This is a genomic window from Burkholderia sp. FL-7-2-10-S1-D7, from assembly GCF_001524185.1.
Lineage (GTDB): Bacteria > Pseudomonadota > Gammaproteobacteria > Burkholderiales > Burkholderiaceae > Burkholderia > Burkholderia diffusa.
The window spans coordinates 19446-37865 of sequence record NZ_LOWY01000035.1 but is presented as its reverse complement, the minus strand read 5'-3'; the positions used below and the strand labels follow the sequence as shown (position 1 = coordinate 37865).

The following is an 18420-nucleotide window of genomic DNA, read 5'->3' as shown; positions in this document are numbered from 1 at the left end:
CGCCGCCACTGCCCACGCCGCCCACGCCGCTCTGCATCCATCGGCCGGACGGCGGCTTTGCATTGTTTGTCAAAATCCGCCGGAACCGGCACCATGCAACGCGGTCGGCTTGCGTTTTCGCGCCCGATTGACGATCCTACGCACTTTCCGGCTCGCGCCGCTCGTCGTGCGCGCACGCCGGCGGCGATCCGCCAGGCGCGTCCGGTCCGATCGCCGCGTCTGCCGGGGCGCGCATGCGATCCGCGTGGTCCGCACCGGGGCAGCCGCATCGCGGGTCGCCGCGCATCGTCCGCGGCACCCGACCAGCCTCACCGTTCTCCCCGGCGCCGTGCCGTGTTCCGGCCGGCATCCCGAACCCGCCCGTCCAGGGCTTTCGCTATTCCGTTTATGTTTCGTTCCCTGACGACCCTGATCAAGAAGTGGCGCGCGTCGCGCAATGCGGGCCACCAGCTCGATGCGCTGCTTGCGCATGCCGACGCGGACGCGTCGTACGCCGAACGCAGCGAATGGCTGATCGAACTCGCGCACTGGCTGCGCCGCAACGGCGCGATGCAGGTCGCGCACGACACGCCGGCCGAACGCGACGCCGACGCGCGCGCGTATCCGGCGCACGCGCGGCTGCGCTACCTGTTCCACGTGCTCGACCGCAATCCCGCATGGAAATCGCACGCCGCGCGCATCCTGCGCGGGATCCTGCGCGAATGCGACGGCATCTCGTTGCTGTGCGACGCGGGGATGCCCGTGCATTCCGGTTTCTTCGGCGCGCTGTTCGAGCGCATCGACGCGTCGCTGATCCCGCCCGCGCCGAACCGCCGCGAACTGACGGCGCTGTTCACGCTGATGTTCCCGGCACCCGATGACGCGCAATGGATCGAGGCGCTGCCCGACGATCTGCTCGCGCGCCTCGCCGAGCTGTTCTCGTTCGACGTCACCGACGAAGAGCGCCACGAGCCCGGCTCGTTCTCGCGCGACCTGCTGGCCGCGCTGCACAACCTGACCTGCCAGATCAGCTCTACCGGCCTGTCGCAGACGGTGCGCAGCCGCCTGTCCGACGACGACGCGCGCAAGCCGCTCGAAACGCAGCCGTTCTATCGGCTCACGCGCGCGATGCTCGCGGTCGAGACCGCGCACGCGGCCGTGGAGGACGGCGGCGACCCGAGCAAGCTGCTTCATGAGGTGAACTACCTGCGCGTGCTGCTCGACGAATGCCGGATCGCCGTCGACGATGTGTTCGCGCACCTGTACCGCAACGGCGTGTCGGTCGACATCGTGTTCCAGGTCGAACGGATGCGCATGCGCATCCTGCGCGCGGAAATGCTGCTCAACGCGTGGATGGCACGCGAAGACCTGCACGGGATGGCGCGCCTGACGGCCGAACTCGTCGACGCGAACCAGAACAGCCAGAGCGTGGCGCACCTCATGCGCAGCAACTTCTCGCTGTTCGCGCGCAAGCTCGTCGAGACCAACGCGGACACCGGCGAGCACTACATCTCGCGCGGCCGCGCCGAGTACCTGAAGATGCTGCGGATGGCCGCGGGCGGCGGGCTCGTCACCGTCGTGACCGTGTGCGTGAAGTTCGCGATCACCGGCGCGCACCTGCAGTCGATGCTCGAAGGGTTGCTCGCGGGCGTCAACTACGCGGCGAGCTTCATGCTGATGCACTTCCTGCATTTCACGCTCGCGACCAAGCAGCCCGCGATGACCGCGCCGACGCTCGCGCGCGAGCTCGACGACACCGGTCACGAGGAAGGCGTGAAGGCGTTCGTCGCGTCGGTGATCGCGCTGATCCGCACGCAGGCCGCGGCGATTTCCGGCAACGTGCTCGTCGTGCTGCCCGTGTGCCTGCTCGTGCAGTTGTGCGCCGGCAACCTGCTGCACGCGAACCTGATCTCGCCAGAGAAGGCGCACGCGACGCTGCACTCGTTCTCGCTGCTGGGCCCGACGCCATTCTATGCGGCGCTCACGGGCGTGCTGCTGTGGGCGTCGAGCCTGCTCGCGGGCTGGGCCGACAACTGGTTCGTGCTGCATCGGGTCGGCGACGCGCTCACGTACAACCGGCGGCTGCGGCTCACGCTCGGCGCGTCGGGTGCCGCGAAACTCGCGCACTTCTGTCGCTCGAACGTCGCGGGCGTCGTCGCCAACGTGGGTCTCGGCCTGATGCTCGGCCTGATCCCGGCGATCGTCACCGTGTTCCTGTTCCCGTTCGAGGTGCGCCACGTGACGCTGTCGGCCGGGTCGATCGGGATCGCGCTCGGCGTGCTCGGCAAGGGCGCGCTCGGCACGCCCGAGCTGTGGTGGGCCTGCGCCGGCGTCCTGAGCATGGCGATCCTCAACGTGCTCGTGAGCTTCGCGCTCGCATTCACGATGGCCGTGCGCTCGCGCAGCCTGCGCCGCACCAAGGTGCGCGCGCTGGTCGGCGCGATCGTCCGCACGGTGCTGTCGAAGCCGTCCGCGCTGTTCTGGCCGGCCGGCGCGCCGGCCGCGCGGGCCGGCCAGCCAGGCGCTCACTGACCGTCCGACGGCGGCGCGCAGCCCGAGGCATGCGTCGCCGCGCGGGCCTGCCGGCTCGCCGTCAGGCCCGGCGCACCGGCACCGGCGTCCCGAATCGGATGCAACGCCGGCTCCGGCCGCTCGCGCCGCGTACAATAGTGGACTTTTGCACGTCCTCACCCGCCTTTATGTCCTCGCCCACCCTGTACGAATTCTTCGCTCCCTGCCCGCGCGGCCTCGAAGCGGCGCTTGCCGCCGAGCTGGCCGAAATCGCCGGCCGACATCTGGACGGCGCGCCGTTCACCGCGGGCGCGCAGGTGCCGGGCGGCGTGCATTTCCGCGGCGGCTGGACCGCCGGCATGGCCGCAAACCTCCATTCGCGAATCGCGAGCCGGATCCTGCTGAAGATCGCGCACCGCGCGTACCGCAACGAACAGGACGTCTACGCGCTCGCGCTCGAGCAGCCATGGGAGCGCTGGTTCGCATCGACGCAGACGCTGCGCGTCGACATCACCGCGATCAAGTCGCCGCTGAAGAGCCTCGAATTCGCGACGCTGCGCGTGAAGGACGCGATCTGCGACCGGATGCGCGACAAGACCGGCGCACGCCCGAGCATCGACACCGGCGCGCCGGACGTGCGCGTGTTCGCGTTCCTGACGGCCAACGAATGCACGCTGTACCTCGACACGTCGGGCGAGCCGCTGTTCAAGCGCGGCTGGCGCCTCGACAAGGGCGCGGCGCCGCTGCGCGAGAACCTCGCGGCCGGCATCTTGCGCCTGACGGGCTGGACGCCCGGCACGCCGCTGTATGACCCGATGTGCGGCAGCGGCACCTTCCTCGCGGAAGCCGCGCAGATCGCGCTCGGCGTCGCACCGGGCGTCGAGCGCCGGTTCGGCTTCGAAAAGCTCAAGCAGTACGACATCACCGCATGGCAGGGCCTGAAGGTCGCGGCGCTCGACGCGAAGCGCGCGGCGCGCGGCAAGCGCGATTCGCTCGGCGTGTACGGCAGCGACATCTCGGGCGACATGCTCGAGAAGGCGCGCGCAAACCTCGAGCGCGCGGGCGTGCCGTCGGTGTGGCTCAAGCAGGTCGATGCGCGCGGGATGACGCCGCCGTGCGACGGCCCGGGCATCATCCTCGCGAACCCGCCGTACGGCGAGCGGATCGAGGTGCGCGGCCGCAGCGCGCGCGGCGAGGTGCGCGAGACGGGCCGCAACCGCGGCAACGACGACGCATTCCGCCGCACGCACACCGACGCACCGGACAGCGAATTCTTCAACGCGCTCGGCGATGCGCTCAAGCAGCGCTTCACGGGCTGGCAGGCATTCCTGCTGACGTCGGACCGGTCGCTGCCGGGCCAGCTGCGCCTGCGCGAATCGGCGAAGACGCCGCTGTTCAACGGCGCGCTCGAATGCCGGCTGTTCCGCTTCGACCTGATCGCCGGCAGCGTGAAGGCACGCCCCGCCGCGCCGGAAGGCGACGCCTGACACGCGAGCCGGCCGCCGCGGCCGCCTGCTGGCACCCAGACGACGCCCGGCCTGAGCCGGGCGTTTTTCTTTCCACCGCCCCCACGCGGGCAGTGCCCGCGCGCCGCGCCGCCACCCGCGCGCCGATGCGGCTCGCGCACCGCCCTTGCCCGCCGAAGCCGTCAGCCCCCTCCCTTTTGTCAGCACCGCCACGACTACTGACAGCACGCTGTCAGCAGCCCGCGATCACACTGCAATCCCGGCGCAATGCAAGGCTGGTTTCCATCAAGAACCCGAACAACAAGGAGCTCGTCATGACGTCCGCAACTGCAGCAGCAACCGAATCCGCAACCCTGGAACGCGCGATCGCGTGGTTCGACATCCCGTCCCTCGATTTCGACCGGGCGATCCGTTTCTACGAAACCGTGCTGCAGACGACGCTGCAGCGCGAAGTCATCGGCGGCGTGCCGATGGCCGTGTTCGATCACGAAGCGTCGAGCACGGGCGGCAGCATCGTGTTCGATCCGCAGCAGATGAAGCCGAGCGCGAACGGCGTGCTCGTGTACCTGAACGCCGGCGAATCGGTCGTCGCGGCGCTCGAGCGCGCGAAACGCGCAGGCGGCGTCGTGCAGGGCTCGGTCGTCGAGTTGCCGAACAACTACGGTTACATCGGCTACCTGATCGATACCGAAGGCAACCGCGTCGGCCTGCACGCACCGAAATGCCACTGAGCGCGTCTACGATCCGGCCGGCGCGGCGCTATCATCGCGAAGTCCCCGTAGCCGTTGGAGTCGAGGTTCAGCCATGACGCGCCGTGCCGACCGCCTGTTCCAGATCGCCGAGCTGCTGCGCGGGCGTCGTCTCACGACCGCGCAGCAGCTCGCCGACTGGCTGTCGGTGTCGCCGCGCACGGTCTATCGCGACGTGCGCGACCTGCAACTGTCAGGGGTGCCGATCGAAGGCGAAGCCGGCATCGGCTACCGGCTGAACCGCAACGCGAGCCTGCCGCCGCTCACGTTCACCGCCGAGGAGCTCGCGGCACTCGCGGCCGGCGCGCGGATGCTCGAGACCTGGGGCGGCGCGCGCTTCGCGGGCGGCGCGCGTTCGGCGCTCGCGAAGATCGCGTCGGCGATGCCAGCCGACAAGCGCACCGCGCTCGATCGCCTGCCGGTGTTCGCGCCCTCGTTCCACATCGACGAGACATTCTGCGCGAAGGTCGACGCGATCCACCAGGCGGTCGACACGCATCACGTCGTCAGCTTCGACTACCGCGACCGGCTCGGCGCGCACACGAAGCGCCGCGTGTGGCCGCTCGGGCTCGTCTACTGGGGCGGACGCTGGACGATCGGCGCGTGGTGCGAGCTGCGCGACGACTTCCGCACCTTCGACATCGCGCGGATGGGCGACATCACCGTGCACGAGCAGTTTCCGGACATGGAAGGCCGGCGCATCGCCGACTACATGCGGATCGCGGAAGCGCCGATGCGCTGACGCGCGCCGCCGCCGTTCGCATGCCGCGGGCGTCCGCGCCCCGGCAACGCCCGTCATTCCCCGAACACGACTGACCGCTTCGGCCGCTCGTCGACGTGCAGCGAAAACACGTCGGGGCGCGCATAGTGTCCGACCACGTCGAAGTCGTAACGCGCACGCACGAGCTCGTCCGTGTCGATACGCGCGGTCACGAGCCCGGCCTCGCCGATCAGCGGCTCCGTCAGCAGGTCGCCGAGCGGCCCGACGATCACGCTGCCGCCGCGGATCAGCGGCCGCTCGGGATCCCAGCCCGGCACGTCGATGCCGAGTGCACGCGGCGACGGCTGCACCTGGCAGGCGCTCACGACGAAGCAGCGCCCTTCGTGCGCGATGTGCCGCATCGAGATTTGCCACAGGTCGCGCTCGTCGACGGTCGGCGCGCACCAGATCTGCACGCCTTTCGCATACATCGCGCAGCGCAGGAGCGGCATGTGGTTCTCCCAGCAGATCGCGGCGCCCGCACGGCCCGCGGCCGTGTCGACCACCGGCAGTGTCGAGCCGTCGCCCTGCCCCCAGATCAGCCGCTCGGTGCCGGTCGGCATCAGCTTGCGGTGCTTCGCGACGAGCCCGTCGCACGGATCGAAGAACAGCGCAGTGCAGTACAGCGTGCTGCCGCCGCGCTCGATCACGCCGACCACCAGGCTCGCGCCCGTGCGCTGCGACAGCGCGGCCAGCTCGTCGGTTTCCGGGCCCGGCACGTCGATCGCCTGCGCGGCGTAGCGCGCATACGCGTCGCGGCCCTCGGGCAGCCGGTAGCCGAGCCGCGTGCCGAAGATCTCGCCCTTCGGATAGCCGCCGAGCACGGCCTCCGGCAGCACGACGAGCGACGCGCCGCTGTCGCGGATCGCGGCTTCGTAGCCGAGGATCGTGTCGAGCGTGGCGCGCGTGCCGGCGGGCGATGCGCCGATCTGCAGCGCGGCGATAACTGAGGTGGACATGAAAGCGTCTCCGGTGACTGGGTGACGCCATCTTTATCGATATCATTTCATCGATCAAATCGATAAAACGATAACTGACATGAATGCGGATGATATCGTCGGGCTCGACCTGAACCTGCTGAAGGTGTTCGAGGCGCTGTACGAGGAAGGCGGCGCGAGCCGCGCGGCGCTGCGGCTCGGCCTCACGCAATCGGCGGCGAGCGCGGCGCTCGCGCGGCTGCGCGTGATCTACGCCGATCCGCTGTTCGTGCGCACCGGCCGCGGGCTCGCGCCGACGCCGCGCGCGGACGAACTGAAGCCGATCCTCTCCGATGCGCTCGACCGCTGCCGCGCAAGCCTCGCGATCGCGGCCGACGGCGGCGAACGGGTCGGCCGTACGATCTCGATCGGCCTGTCGGACGACTTCGAGATCGCGCTCGGCCGCGCGCTGATCGACGCAGTCGCACGCGAAGCCCCGGGCATCCGGCTGATCTTTCGGCAGACGCACAGCGGTATCGCCGGCGACGCGCTGCTGCGGCACGGCGTCGATCTCGCGATCGCGTCGGGCGGCTTCTCGGCGAACGGGCTGAGCCGGCGCGCGGTCGCGACGGGCGGCTACGCGTGCCTCATCGATCCGGCCGGCCGCGCGCACGCGCCGCGCACGCTCGCGCTCGCCGATTTCGTGCAACGCGATCACCTGCTCGTGTCGTCGGGCGGCGTGATCGGGATCGTCGACGAAGCCCTGGCCGCGCTCGGCCACAAACGGCGCGTCGCGGCGTCAACCACGCATTTCGCGGCGCTGCCGTACCTGCTCGCCGGCTCCGACGCGGTGGCGACGATACCGGCGCATGCGGCTCGCGCGATCGCGCAGTCGACGTCGCTGCGCGCGCTCGCGTGCCCGGTCGAGCTGCCGGTCTACCCGGTGGAAATCGGCTGGCGCACGAGCACGCAGCGCGACCCGGCGATCGTGCGCGTGCGGGACACGATCGCCGCCTGCGTCGCGACGATCGTCGCGCCGTGAAAAACGGGGCGTGATTCGACACGTGACGATCGGACCTTCCGCCCCTCGGCGGGCCGCCAACCGAGGCGGGCGGCGCCGATGCGCATCGCGGCAATCGGGAAGACCTGTTGCCGCCGCATAGAACGACCGGGGTCGGATTCGTCTAACCTGACGGCCGGCAGCGTCCGGGCGCAACCGGTAAAATGCCGAACCATGAAACCCGAAATCTGGACCCCGCATGTGACCGTCGCGGCGCTCGTCGAGCGCGCCGGTCGCTTTCTCGTGATCGAGGAAGAAACCTCGACGGGCCTGCGCATCAACCAGCCGGCCGGCCATCTCGAAGCCGGCGAGACACTCGCCGACGCCGTGATCCGCGAAACGCTCGAGGAAACCGCGCATCCGTTCGTACCGGACGCGCTCGTCGGCGTCTATCTCGCGCACTACGAGCGCCCCGACAGCGCCGGCGCGACCTACCTGCGCTTCACGTTCTGCGGCACGGCGGGCGAGCCGCTGCAGGGCCACATGCTCGACCACGGCATCGTCCGTACGCTGTGGATGAGCGCGGACGAACTGCGCGCGTGCAGCGAGCGCCATCGCTCGCCGGCGGTGATGCGCTGCGTCGACGACTATCTCGCCGGGCGGCGCATTCCGCTCGATTTCGTGCACACGCATTCGGTCGCGCCGCGCCCGGAAGCATTCGACCGTCAGGCGGTAAACAAATGAGCAAGCGCCGTGTAGTAGTGGGCATGTCGGGCGGCGTCGATTCGTCGGTGACCGCGTGGCTGCTGAAGGAACAGGGATACGACGTGGTCGGCCTGTTCATGAAGAACTGGGAAGACGACGACGACGGCGAATACTGCTCGACGCGCCAGGACTGGATCGACGTGGTGTCGGTGGCCGACCTGATCGGCATCGACGTGGAAGCCGTGAACTTCGCGGCCGAATACAAGGACCGCGTGTTCGCCGAATTCCTGCGCGAATACTCGGCCGGCCGCACGCCGAACCCGGACGTGCTGTGCAACGCCGAGATCAAGTTCAAGGCGTTCCTCGACCACGCGATGTCGCTCGACGCGGAAATGATCGCGACCGGCCACTACGCGCGCGTGCGCGAGCGCGACGGTCGCTTCGAACTGCTGAAGGCATTCGATCACACGAAAGACCAGTCGTACTTCCTGCACCGGCTGAACCAGGCGCAGCTGTCGAAGACGATGTTCCCGCTCGGCGAGATCCCGAAGACGAAGGTGCGCGAGATCGCCGCGCAGATCGGCCTGCCGAACGCGAAGAAGAAGGACTCGACCGGCATCTGCTTCATCGGCGAACGGCCGTTCCGCGACTTCCTGAACCGCTATCTTCCGACGAAACCCGGCCCGATGAAGACGCCCGACGGCAAGGTGGTCGGCGAGCACATCGGCCTCGCGTTCTACACGTTCGGCCAGCGCAAGGGCATCGGCCTCGGCGGCAGCAAGGACGGCAGCGGCGAACCGTGGTTCGTCGCGGCGAAGGACATCGCGTCGAACACGCTGTACGTCGTACAGGGCCACGACCACCCGTGGCTGCTGTCGCGCGAGCTCGTCGCCGGCAACGTGAGCTGGGTCGCGGGCGAGCCGCCGGCCGAAGGCTTCTCGTGCGGGGCGAAGACGCGCTATCGGCAGGCCGATGCGGCCTGCACGTTTAGCCGGGCCGCGCTCGGCCGGGCCGCGCTCGGCGGGGCCGACGGCGAGCGCTTCTCGCTCGCGTTCGACGACGCGCAATGGGCGGTCACGCCCGGCCAGTCGGCCGTGCTGTACGACGGCCAGATCTGCCTCGGCGGGGGCATCATCGAGTTCGCGGCCACCGGCCAGCCCGGCCAGGCCGTGCCGGCGGCAGCCCACGCGAGCGCGTTCGCCGACGCACGCTGACATCCATTCGGTTTAGACTTGCGGCACGCCGCGCCCGACGGAACACGATTCCGTCGCGGCCGGTGCGCCGCCGCGCAGCGTACGCATGGCGGCATTTCAAGATTCTTGCGGAGCCCCCCATGCTTTCCAGACGCTACCTCGCGATGTGGTGCGCCGTGCTGCTGCTCGTTGCCGTGGCCGCACTCGCGTCGATTCACATGCTTTCCTGGCTGTGGATCATCATCCCCGCCGCCCTCGTCGCCCTCGGCCTGTACGACCTGAACCAGGACCGTCACGCGATCCTGCGCAATTACCCGCTCTGGGGTCATTTCCGCTTCCTGTTCGAGTTCATCCGCCCCGAGATCCGCCAGTATTTCGTCGAGGACGACACCGACGAGAAGCCGTTCTCCCGCGCCCAGCGCAGCCTCGTCTACCAGCGCGCGAAGAACGTCGCCGACAACCGCCCGTACGGCACCGAGCTGAACGTGAAGGCCGTCGCGCACGAATGGATCAGCCACTCGCTCGCGCCGACGAAGCTGCCGAGCCATGACTTCCGCATCCGGGTCGGCGCGAACCGCGCGCAGCCGTACGACATTTCGATCTTCAACATCTCGGCGATGAGCTTCGGCTCGCTGTCGGCGAACGCGATCCGCTCGCTGAACCTCGGCGCGAAGAAAGGCGGATTCGCGCACGACACCGGCGAAGGCTCGCTGTCGAAGTACCACCGCGAGCACGGCGGCGACATCATCTGGGAAATCGCATCCGGCTACTTCGGCTGCCGCAACGACGACGGCACGTTCAACCCGGACAAGTTCGCGAAGCAGGCGGCCGATCCGCAGGTGAAGATGATCGAGATCAAGCTGTCGCAAGGCGCGAAGCCGGGCCACGGCGGCGTGCTGCCGGCCGCGAAGATCACACCCGAGATCGCCGAGACGCGCGGCGTGCCGATGGGCAAGGACTGCATCTCGCCCGCGACGCACTCGGAATTCTCGACGCCGCGCGGTCTGCTTGAATTCGTCGAGCGGCTGCGCACGCTGTCGGGAGGCAAGCCGACCGGCTTCAAGCTGTGCATCGGCCATCCGTGGGAATTCTTCGGGATCGCGAAGGCGATGATCGAGACGGGCATCGTGCCCGACTTCATCGTCGTCGACGGCGCGGAAGGCGGCACCGGTGCGGCGCCGCTCGAATTCACCGACCATGTCGGCGTGCCGCTGCAGGAAGGGCTGCTGCTGGTGCACAACACGCTCGTCGGGATCGGCGTGCGCGACCGCGTGAAGATCGGCGCGAGCGGCAAGATCATCACCGCGTTCGACATCGCGCGCACGCTCGCGATCGGCGCGGACTGGGTGAATTCGGCGCGTGGCTTCATGTTCGCGGTCGGCTGCATCCAGGCGCAGCACTGCCACACCGACCGCTGCCCGACCGGCGTCGCCACGCAGGACCCGGTGCGCCAGCGCGCCATCGTCGTGCCCGACAAGGCCGAGCGCGTATACAACTTCCATCGCAATACGCTGCATGCGCTGCAGGAACTCGTGCAGGCGGCCGGCCTGGGCCATCCGTCCGAGCTGCGCGCGCATCACATCGTGCAGCGGGTCGCGCCGCACGAGGTGCGGCTGATGTCGCAGTTGCTGAAATACCTGAAGCCCGGCGCGCTGCTCGACGGCCAGACCTGCGGCTATACGCTGTACGACAAATGGTGGCCGATCGCGCGCAGCGATTCGTTCGTGCTCGGCGAAACCGTTTACACCTCGATCGAGTAACGCGCGATCGCCCGCCGCCGGGCGCCGCGCCAAAAGGAAAGCGCCCCGCGGGGCGCTTTCCTTGGTCTGTCCGATTCGCCGCCGGCGGCCGGTCAGCCTTGCGGCAGCGTGTCGACGAACGTCTGCCGCTGCGACAGCTTCGCGAAATGCTTGTCGAGGTTCGGATGGCGATCACGCCAGTCGAGTTCGGGCATCCGGAAGTCGAGGTAGCCGAGCGCGCAGCCGAGTGCGATGTCGGCGAGCGTGTAATGATTACCGACGCACCACGTCTTGCCGCCGAGGCCCTGCGACATCGCGACGAGCGCGTCGTCGATCTTGCGCTGTTGGCGCGCGATCCAGCTCGCGCTGCGCTGCGCTTCGTCGCGCAGCGTGTGTTCGAGACGAATCGCCACGGCCGCGTCGAGCACGCCGTCACCCAGCGCTTCCCAGCAACGCACTTCGACCCGCTCACGCCCCGACGGCGGAATCAGCTTGCCGACCGGCGACAGCGTATCGACGTATTCGCAGATCACGCGGGAATCGAACACCGCGGCACCATCCTCCATCACGAGACACGGGACCTTGCCGAGCGGATTCGCTGCATGAATGTCCGTCTCCGGCGCCCACACGTTCTCGAGCTCCAGCTTGTAGTCGATCTTCTTTTCAGCAAGCACGATCCGCGCCTTTCGGACGAACGGGCTGCTGAGCGAACCGATTAATTTCATCATCTGCCTTTTTAAGGGAACTGCCGAGAGTATACGTTGTCGCCGATCATAACCGGCCGGCGTGGCCGGGCAGAAAATCGCCCGGCCGGCCTGTGGATGGTTTGCAACAGCCGTCGCCGAGCCCCGTCCGGCGCGGCTTGCTGCCGCGCCTCTCACGCGCCGCGTCCGGCGGCGCTACAATCGCACGATGAATGCGCCCCTCGATACCGCCATCGCCGTCGACGTCTACCGCCAGCGCCGCGAGCGCGTGCTTGCCGCACTGCGCGCAGCGGGCGGCGGCGTCGCCATCGTTCCCACCGCGCCGGAAATGCTGCGCAACCGCGATACGGCCTTCCCGTACCGGCACGACAGCTACTTTTACTACCTGACGGGCTTCACCGAGCCGGATGCCGTGCTCGTGCTGAACGCGGCCGGGTCGCACGGCGCGCCGGAATCGGTCCTGTTCTGCCGCGCGAAGAATGCCGATCGCGAGATCTGGGAAGGTTTCCATTACGGGCCCGAGGCCGCGCGCGATGCATTCGGCTTCGACGCGGCCTACGCGGTCGACGTGATCGACACCGAAATGCCGCGCCTGCTCGCCGATGCGGGCACCGTGCACTACCGGTTCGGTGCGTCGGCCGAGTTCGACCGCCAGCTCGCCGGCTGGATCGATGCGGTGCGCGCGCAAGCACGCACGGGTGTCGCCGCGCCGGACGCGCTGCTCGACCTCACGCCGCTCGTCGACGACATGCGGCTCGTGAAGGACGAACACGAACTCGCGATCATGATGCGTGCCGCGCACATCTCCGCGCTCGCGCACCGTCGCGCGATGCAGGTGTGCCGCCCGGGGATCCGCGAATACGAACTCGAGGCCGAGCTGCTGTATACGTTTCGCAAGCATGGCGCGCAGGCGCCCGCATACGGCTCGATCGTCGCGGCCGGCGCGAACGCATGCGTGCTGCACTACCCGGCCGGCAACGCGACCGCGCGGGACGGCGATCTGATCCTGATCGATGCCGCGTGCGAACTCGACGGCTACGCGTCGGACATCACGCGCACGTTTCCGGCCAACGGGCGCTTCTCGCCCGCGCAGCGCACGCTGTACGACATCGTGCTCGGCGCGCAGCAGGCTGCGATCGATGCGACGCGCGCGGGCGTACCGTTCGAGGCGCCGCACGACGCGGCCGTGCGCGTGCTGGCGCAAGGGCTGCTCGATACGGGCATCATCCCGAAGACGCGCTTCTCGAACGTCGACGACGTGATCGCCGAGCGCGCATACGCACGCTTCTACATGCACCGCACTGGCCACTGGATCGGCATGGACGTGCACGATTGCGGCGACTACCGCGAGCGGCTCGCCGCGCGCGACGCCGACGGCGCGTTGCCGTGGCGCACGCTGAAACCCGGCATGACGCTGACCGTCGAGCCGGGCCTGTACGTGCGGGCGGCCGACGACGTGCCGTCCGAATACTGGAACATCGGCATCCGCATCGAGGACGACGCGATCGTGCGCGAGCACGGTTGCGAGCTGATCACACGCGACGTGCCGGTGGCGGCTGCCGAGATCGAGGCGCTGATGCGCGCGGGCGCGGCGCACGGCGCGTGAGCGTGCCGCAGGTTGCCATCGCCCCGCTGTCGAGCCACCGTCGACTCGCTGTTGATTCGCTGTTGACCCGCCGTTGACCGTTACCCCGTTTCACGAACACTGATGACGACCGCTTCCTCCCCGGCCACGCCGGACTACGATCTCGCCATCGTCGGCGCGGGCCCCGTCGGGCTCGCGCTCGCCGGCTGGCTCGGCCGACGCAGCGCGACGCAGCACGCGTCGATCGCGCTGATCGACGCTCGCGAGCCGGCCGCGAGCGCGAACGACCCGCGCGCGATCGCCGTATCGCACGGCAGCCGCGTGCTGCTCGACACGCTCGGATGGCCGGGCGACGCGACGCCGATCGAACACATCCACGTGTCGCAGCGCGGCCATTTCGGCCGCACGCTGATCGACCGCGACGAGCACGACCTCGCCGCGCTCGGCTACGTCGTGCGCTACGGCTCGATCGTGCAGGCGCTCGCGCAGGCCGTGCGCGCCACGCGCGTCGACTGGCTCACGTCGACCACCGCACGCACGCCGCAACAGGACGCCGACGGCGTCACGCTGACACTCGACGGCCCGCAAGGCGAGCGCACGCTGCGCGCGCGCATCGTCGTCAACGCCGAAGGCGGGCTGTTCCACGAACAGCAGGCCGATACCGGCAAGCATCGCCGCGACTACGGTCAGACCGCGATCGTCGGCACGGTCACGGTCTCGGCGCCGCGCCCGAACGTCGCATGGGAACGCTTCACGCACGAAGGCCCGCTCGCGCTGCTGCCGCTCGGCGGCCCGCGCCAGGCCGAGTATTCACTCGTGTGGTGCTGCACGCCCGACGAAGCGGCCCGCCGCGCCGCCCTTCCCGACGACGCGTTCCTGCGCGAACTCGGCGCTTCCTTTGGCGAGCGGATGGGGCAGTTCGTTGCGATCGCGGGGCGCGCATCGTTCCCGCTCGGGCTGAACGCGGCACAAACGCTCGTCAACGGGCGCATCGCGATCGTCGGCAACGCCGCGCAAACGCTGCATCCGGTCGCCGGCCAGGGGCTCAACCTCGGGCTGCGCGACGCGCATACGCTCGTCGACGCGCTGTCCACGCAAGGCTTCGAAGCGACCGCGCTCGCAACCTTCAACGCGCGGCGCGCGCTCGACCGGCGCTTCACGATCGGCGCGACCGACACGCTCGCGCGGCTGTTCACGGTCGACACCGGCCCCGTTCCGCTGTTGCGCGGCGCGGCGCTCACCGCGCTCGAATTCGTACCGCCGCTCAAGAAGGCGATCGCGCGCCAGATGATGTTCGGCCAGCGCAACTGACGCGCGGCGGCGCGGCGCGCGTTGCGCGCCATCAGCGCCATCAGCGCCGTGCAAACCGGGTCAAATCGGCTGGGCATGGGAATACGGTAAAATGCGCGTTTTCCCTCCGCCCTTTTTTGCCCGCGACGCCCGGCGCTCGCGGGCGGTGCCATTGCAATGCCCGTTATCGGCCCTCACGTATTGCGTAACAACCTGTTCGTCGCCCCGATGGCCGGGGTGACGGATCGCCCGTTCCGCCAGCTGTGCAAGCGGCTGGGGGCCGGATACGCCGTGTCCGAGATGGTCGCGTCCAATGCGCAGCTGTGGAAGAGCGCGAAGACGATGCGGCGGGCGAACCACGAAGGCGAAGTCGAGCCGATCGCGGTGCAGATCGCCGGCGCCGATCCGGCGATGATGGCCGAAGCCGCCCGCTACAACGTCGACAACGGCGCGCAGATCATCGACATCAACATGGGCTGCCCGGCGAAGAAGGTCTGCAACGTCGCGGCCGGCTCCGCGCTGCTGCAGAACGAACCGCTCGTGCAGCGGATCGTCGAGGCCGTCGTCGCGGCGGTCGGCACGGGGCCGGATGCGGTGCCCGTCACGCTGAAGATCCGCACCGGCTGGGATCGCGAGCACAAGAACGCGATCACGATCGCGCGCCTCGCCGAGGCGGCCGGCATCTCGATGCTGACCGTGCACGGCCGCACGCGCGCCGACCTCTACCGCGGCGACGCGGAGTACGACACCATCGCGGCCGTGAAGACGGCCGTGCGCATCCCGGTCGTCGCGAACGGCGACATCACGTCGCCGGCGAAAGCGAAGGCCGTGCTCGACGCAACCGGCGCCGACGCTCTGATGATCGGTCGTGCCGCGCAAGGCCGGCCATGGCTGTTCCGTGAAATCGATCATTTCCTGCAAACCGGCGAGCTGCTGCCCCCGCCGCGGATCGACGAGATCCAGCACGTGATGAACGAACACCTGGAAGACCATTACGCGTTCTATGGTGAATTCACCGGCGTCCGTACTGCGCGCAAGCACATCGGCTGGTACACTCGCGGCCTTTCCGGTGCCAACGGGTTCCGGCACAGGATGAACACGCTCGATTCCACCCGCGAGCAGCTCGCCGCCGTCAATGCATTCTTCGAGGCGCAAAAAGCGCTGTCGGACCACCTCGTCTACGTCGATGACGAAGAGGAAAACGGCCAGGGCGAGCGGGGCGACCATAACCAGTTAGCAGCATGAGCAAGCACAACATCGAACAATGTGTCCGCGAGAGCCTGGACGTGTATTTCCGGGATCTAGACGGCTCCAATCCGCACGACGTCTATGAAATGGTGATGTCCTGCGTCGAAAAGCCGATGCTCGAGGTCGTGCTCGTACAGGCAGGCGGCAACCAGTCGCTCGCCGCGGAGTACCTCGGCATCAATCGCAATACGCTGCGCAAGAAGCTGCAGCAGCACGGCCTGCTGTAGGCGGCCGTCCCGTCCCCGTTTCCCTGGCTATTGGTGGTTCCATCATGATCAAGCAAGCGCTCATTTCCGTTTCCGACAAGACCGGCATCGTCGACTTCGCGAAGTCGCTGTCCGACCTCGGCGTCAAGCTGCTGTCGACGGGCGGCACTGCGAAACTGCTCGCCGACGCGGGCCTGCCCGTTACCGAAGTGGCTGATTACACGGGCTTCCCGGAAATGCTCGATGGGCGCGTGAAGACGCTCCACCCGAAAGTGCACGGCGGCATCCTGGCCCGCCGCGACCTGCCCGAGCACATGCAGGCGCTGGAGCAGCACGGCATCCCGACGATCGACCTGCTCGTCGTGAACCTGTACCCGTTCGTCGCGACCATCGCGAAGGACGACTGCACGCTCGCCGACGCGATCGAGAACATCGACATCGGCGGCCCGACGATGCTGCGCTCCGCCGCGAAGAACCACCGCGACGTGACGGTCGTCGTCGATCCGGCCGATTACGCGGTCGTGCTCGACGAAATGAAGGCGAACGGCAATGCGGTCGGCTACGCGACCAACTTCCGCCTCGCGACGAAGGTGTTCGCGCACACCGCGCAATACGACGGCGCGATCACGAACTACCTGACGAGCCTCACCGACGAGCTGCAGCACGCATCGCGCAGCGCGTACCCGGCAACACTGAACATGGCGTTCAACAAGGTGCAGGACCTGCGCTACGGCGAGAACCCGCACCAGAGCGCGGCGTTCTACCGCGATCTGGCGACGCCGGCCGGCGCGCTCGCGAACTACCGCCAGCTGCAGGGCAAGGAACTCTCGTACAACAACATCGCGGATTCGGACGCAGCGTGGGAATGCGTGAAGACGTTCGACGCACCGGCCTGCGTGATCATCAAGCATGCGAACCCGTGCGGCGTCGCAGTCGGCAACGATTCGGCCGACGCATACGCGAAGGCATTCCAGACCGACCCGACCTCGGCCTTCGGCGGCATCATCGCGTTCAACCGCGAAGTCGACGAGACGGCCGCGCAGGCGGTGGCGAAGCAGTTCGTCGAAGTGCTGATCGCGCCTTCGTTCTCGGACGCCGCGAAGCAGGTGTTCGCCGCGAAGCAGAACGTGCGCCTGCTCGAAATCGCGCTCGGCGACGGTCATAACGCGTTCGACCTGAAGCGCGTGGGCGGCGGCCTGCTCGTGCAGTCGCTCGATTCGAAGAACGTGCAGCCGAGCGAGCTGCGCGTCGTCACGAAGCGTCAACCGACCGCGAAGGAAATGGACGACCTGCTGTTCGCATGGCGCGTCGCGAAGTACGTGAAGTCGAACGCGATCGTGTTCTGCGGCAACGGCATGACGCTGGGCGTCGGCGCCGGCCAGATGAGCCGCGTCGATTCCGCGCGCATCGCGAGCATCAAGGCACAGAACGCGGGCCTTACGCTGGCCGGCTCGGCCGTCGCGTCGGATGCGTTCTTCCCGTTCCGCGACGGTCTCGACGTCGTCGTGGCGGCAGGCGCGACCTGCGTGATCCAGCCGGGCGGCTCGATGCGCGACGACGAAGTGATCGCAGCGGCCGACGAGCACGGCATTGCGATGATCCTGACGGGCGTGCGTCACTTCCGTCACTGATCGCATGCGGCCCGCGCGGCCGCTGCATGCAAACCCGGCGGCATCGCACCCGCCGGGTTTTTTATTGTGCGGCGCCGACGCACACGACCGTGCGCCCGGCACCGCACACCGTTCGTTGTAGTATCGCTGCATCAGGTTTTTCTCCTCACTCATGCGAATTCTCGGCATCGACCCTGGCCTGCGTGTCACCGGCTTCGGCATCATCGACGTCAGCGGCCACCGGCTCGCCTATGTCGCAAGCGGCGTGATCCGCACGCCAACGGCCGACCTGGCCACCCGACTCGGCACGATCTTCCAGGGCGTATCGACGCTCGTGCGCGAACACGCGCCCGACCAGGCCGCGATCGAACAGGTGTTCGTCAACGTGAACCCGCAGTCGACACTGCTGCTCGGCCAGGCGCGCGGCGCCGCGATCTGCGGGCTCGTCGCCGGCGGCTTGCCGGTGGCCGAATACACCGCGCTGCAACTGAAGCAGGCCGTCGTCGGTTACGGCCGCGCGACCAAGTCGCAGATGCAGGAGATGGTCACGCGGCTGCTCAACCTCACGGGCCAGCCCGGCAGCGACGCGGCCGATGCGCTTGGGATGGCGATCTGCCACGCACACAGCGGTAATACGCTCGGCACGATCAGCGGCCTCGCGCCAGCGCTCGCGAAAAAGGGACTGCGGGTGCGGCGCGGACGGCTCGTCGGCTGACGCACCGGCACGCACATCCAAGGCGCGCGGCACGCGTTGCGCC

The 18420-nt window shown here is 68.6% G+C and carries 16 protein-coding genes; 14 read left to right on the top strand and 2 right to left on the bottom strand.

Going from position 1 to position 18420, the window contains the following annotated elements; translation table 11 throughout:
* The first annotated feature begins 387 nt into the window (after nt 1-387).
* From WS75_RS15310 to WS75_RS15295, 4 genes are all read left to right on the top strand, one after another.
* Entirely contained in the window at nt 388-2511 is a 2124-nt protein-coding gene (locus WS75_RS15310) for a site-specific recombinase (RefSeq protein ID WP_059681234.1), read from the top strand.
* Between the two features lie 167 nt (nt 2512-2678).
* Nucleotides 2679-3977, top strand: coding sequence for a THUMP domain-containing class I SAM-dependent RNA methyltransferase (locus WS75_RS15305; RefSeq protein ID WP_059681233.1), 1299 nt, complete (start codon nt 2679-2681; stop codon nt 3975-3977).
* Between the two features lie 293 nt (nt 3978-4270).
* Nucleotides 4271-4687 carry a VOC family protein gene (locus tag WS75_RS15300; protein ID WP_059681232.1) on the top strand — a complete coding sequence of 139 codons (417 nt, stop codon included), beginning with the start codon at nt 4271-4273 and terminating at the stop codon, nt 4685-4687.
* A gap of 73 nt (nt 4688-4760) precedes the next feature.
* Complete coding sequence (locus WS75_RS15295; protein ID WP_059465418.1) at nt 4761-5447, top strand: helix-turn-helix transcriptional regulator; 687 nt, start codon at nt 4761-4763, stop codon at nt 5445-5447.
* 53 nt (nt 5448-5500) lie between these two features.
* Here WS75_RS15295 and WS75_RS15290 read toward each other — a convergent pair whose 3' ends face one another.
* The gene (locus WS75_RS15290) at nt 5501-6424 is read right to left on the bottom strand and encodes a carbon-nitrogen hydrolase family protein (protein WP_059681231.1); all 924 of its coding nucleotides are present in this window, start codon (nt 6422-6424) and stop codon (nt 5501-5503) included.
* Nucleotides 6425-6503: 79 nt separating this feature from the next.
* Here WS75_RS15290 and WS75_RS15285 point away from each other — a divergent pair, with 79 nt between their 5' ends.
* From WS75_RS15285 to WS75_RS15270, 4 genes are all read left to right on the top strand, one after another.
* A complete protein-coding gene (locus WS75_RS15285; protein ID WP_059681230.1) occupies nt 6504-7424 on the top strand; it encodes a LysR family transcriptional regulator in 921 nt (306 codons plus the stop codon).
* 192 nt (nt 7425-7616) lie between these two features.
* Entirely contained in the window at nt 7617-8126 is a 510-nt protein-coding gene (locus tag WS75_RS15280) for an NUDIX hydrolase (protein WP_059681229.1), read from the top strand.
* Nucleotides 8123-9301 (top strand): tRNA 2-thiouridine(34) synthase MnmA, encoded by a 1179-nt coding sequence (mnmA, locus tag WS75_RS15275; protein ID WP_059681228.1) that lies wholly within the window; start codon nt 8123-8125, stop codon nt 9299-9301. The genes WS75_RS15280 and mnmA overlap by 4 nt, the downstream gene beginning before the upstream one ends.
* A 119-nt stretch (nt 9302-9420) precedes the next feature.
* Nucleotides 9421-11040: an FMN-binding glutamate synthase family protein gene (locus WS75_RS15270; protein ID WP_059681227.1), complete on the top strand. Its 1620-nt coding sequence runs from the start codon at nt 9421-9423 to the stop codon at nt 11038-11040.
* A 92-nt stretch (nt 11041-11132) separates the two neighbouring features.
* Here WS75_RS15270 and WS75_RS15265 read toward each other — a convergent pair whose 3' ends face one another.
* Nucleotides 11133-11747 carry a glutathione S-transferase family protein gene (locus tag WS75_RS15265; protein WP_059681226.1) on the bottom strand — a complete coding sequence of 205 codons (615 nt, stop codon included), beginning with the start codon at nt 11745-11747 and terminating at the stop codon, nt 11133-11135.
* A 184-nt stretch (nt 11748-11931) separates the two neighbouring features.
* On the opposite strand from WS75_RS15265, the gene WS75_RS15260 reads away from it, so the two are divergent.
* From WS75_RS15260 to ruvC, 6 genes are all read left to right on the top strand, one after another.
* A complete protein-coding gene (locus tag WS75_RS15260; protein ID WP_059681225.1) occupies nt 11932-13329 on the top strand; it encodes an aminopeptidase P N-terminal domain-containing protein in 1398 nt (465 codons plus the stop codon).
* 102 nt (nt 13330-13431) lie between these two features.
* Nucleotides 13432-14619, top strand: coding sequence for a UbiH/UbiF/VisC/COQ6 family ubiquinone biosynthesis hydroxylase (locus tag WS75_RS15255; RefSeq protein WP_059681224.1), 1188 nt, complete (start codon nt 13432-13434; stop codon nt 14617-14619).
* Nucleotides 14620-14775: 156 nt separating this feature from the next.
* Entirely contained in the window at nt 14776-15843 is a 1068-nt protein-coding gene (dusB, locus tag WS75_RS15250; protein ID WP_059681223.1) for a tRNA dihydrouridine synthase DusB, read from the top strand.
* A complete protein-coding gene (locus WS75_RS15245) occupies nt 15840-16073 on the top strand; it encodes a Fis family transcriptional regulator (protein ID WP_006476892.1) in 234 nt (77 codons plus the stop codon). The genes dusB and WS75_RS15245 overlap by 4 nt, the downstream gene beginning before the upstream one ends.
* Before the next feature lie 44 nt (nt 16074-16117).
* On the top strand, nt 16118-17683 hold the full coding sequence (purH, locus tag WS75_RS15240; RefSeq protein WP_059681222.1) for a bifunctional phosphoribosylaminoimidazolecarboxamide formyltransferase/IMP cyclohydrolase: 1566 nt from the start codon (nt 16118-16120) through the stop codon (nt 17681-17683).
* 151 nt (nt 17684-17834) lie between these two features.
* Nucleotides 17835-18377, top strand: coding sequence for a crossover junction endodeoxyribonuclease RuvC (gene ruvC, locus WS75_RS15235; protein ID WP_059465409.1), 543 nt, complete (start codon nt 17835-17837; stop codon nt 18375-18377).
* Nucleotides 18378-18420 lie beyond the last annotated feature (43 nt).

Excerpts from the sequence above, each read along its gene's own strand:
- WS75_RS15310 (WP_059681234.1), top strand. The coding sequence starts at position 388 with ATGTTTCGTTCCCTGACGACCCTGATCAAGAAGTGGCGCGCGTCGCGC.
- WS75_RS15305 (WP_059681233.1), top strand. The coding sequence starts at position 2,679 with ATGTCCTCGCCCACCCTGTACGAATTCTTCGCTCCCTGCCCGCGCGGC.
- WS75_RS15300 (WP_059681232.1), top strand. The coding sequence starts at position 4,271 with ATGACGTCCGCAACTGCAGCAGCAACCGAATCCGCAACCCTGGAACGC.
- WS75_RS15295 (WP_059465418.1), top strand. The coding sequence starts at position 4,761 with ATGACGCGCCGTGCCGACCGCCTGTTCCAGATCGCCGAGCTGCTGCGC.
- WS75_RS15290 (WP_059681231.1), bottom strand. The coding sequence starts at position 6,424 with ATGTCCACCTCAGTTATCGCCGCGCTGCAGATCGGCGCATCGCCCGCC.
- WS75_RS15285 (WP_059681230.1), top strand. The coding sequence starts at position 6,504 with ATGAATGCGGATGATATCGTCGGGCTCGACCTGAACCTGCTGAAGGTG.
- WS75_RS15280 (WP_059681229.1), top strand. The coding sequence starts at position 7,617 with ATGAAACCCGAAATCTGGACCCCGCATGTGACCGTCGCGGCGCTCGTC.
- mnmA (WP_059681228.1), top strand. The coding sequence starts at position 8,123 with ATGAGCAAGCGCCGTGTAGTAGTGGGCATGTCGGGCGGCGTCGATTCG.
- WS75_RS15270 (WP_059681227.1), top strand. The coding sequence starts at position 9,421 with ATGCTTTCCAGACGCTACCTCGCGATGTGGTGCGCCGTGCTGCTGCTC.
- WS75_RS15265 (WP_059681226.1), bottom strand. The coding sequence starts at position 11,747 with ATGATGAAATTAATCGGTTCGCTCAGCAGCCCGTTCGTCCGAAAGGCG.
- WS75_RS15260 (WP_059681225.1), top strand. The coding sequence starts at position 11,932 with ATGAATGCGCCCCTCGATACCGCCATCGCCGTCGACGTCTACCGCCAG.
- WS75_RS15255 (WP_059681224.1), top strand. The coding sequence starts at position 13,432 with ATGACGACCGCTTCCTCCCCGGCCACGCCGGACTACGATCTCGCCATC.
- dusB (WP_059681223.1), top strand. The coding sequence starts at position 14,776 with ATGCCCGTTATCGGCCCTCACGTATTGCGTAACAACCTGTTCGTCGCC.
- WS75_RS15245 (WP_006476892.1), top strand. The coding sequence starts at position 15,840 with ATGAGCAAGCACAACATCGAACAATGTGTCCGCGAGAGCCTGGACGTG.
- purH (WP_059681222.1), top strand. The coding sequence starts at position 16,118 with ATGATCAAGCAAGCGCTCATTTCCGTTTCCGACAAGACCGGCATCGTC.
- ruvC (WP_059465409.1), top strand. The coding sequence starts at position 17,835 with ATGCGAATTCTCGGCATCGACCCTGGCCTGCGTGTCACCGGCTTCGGC.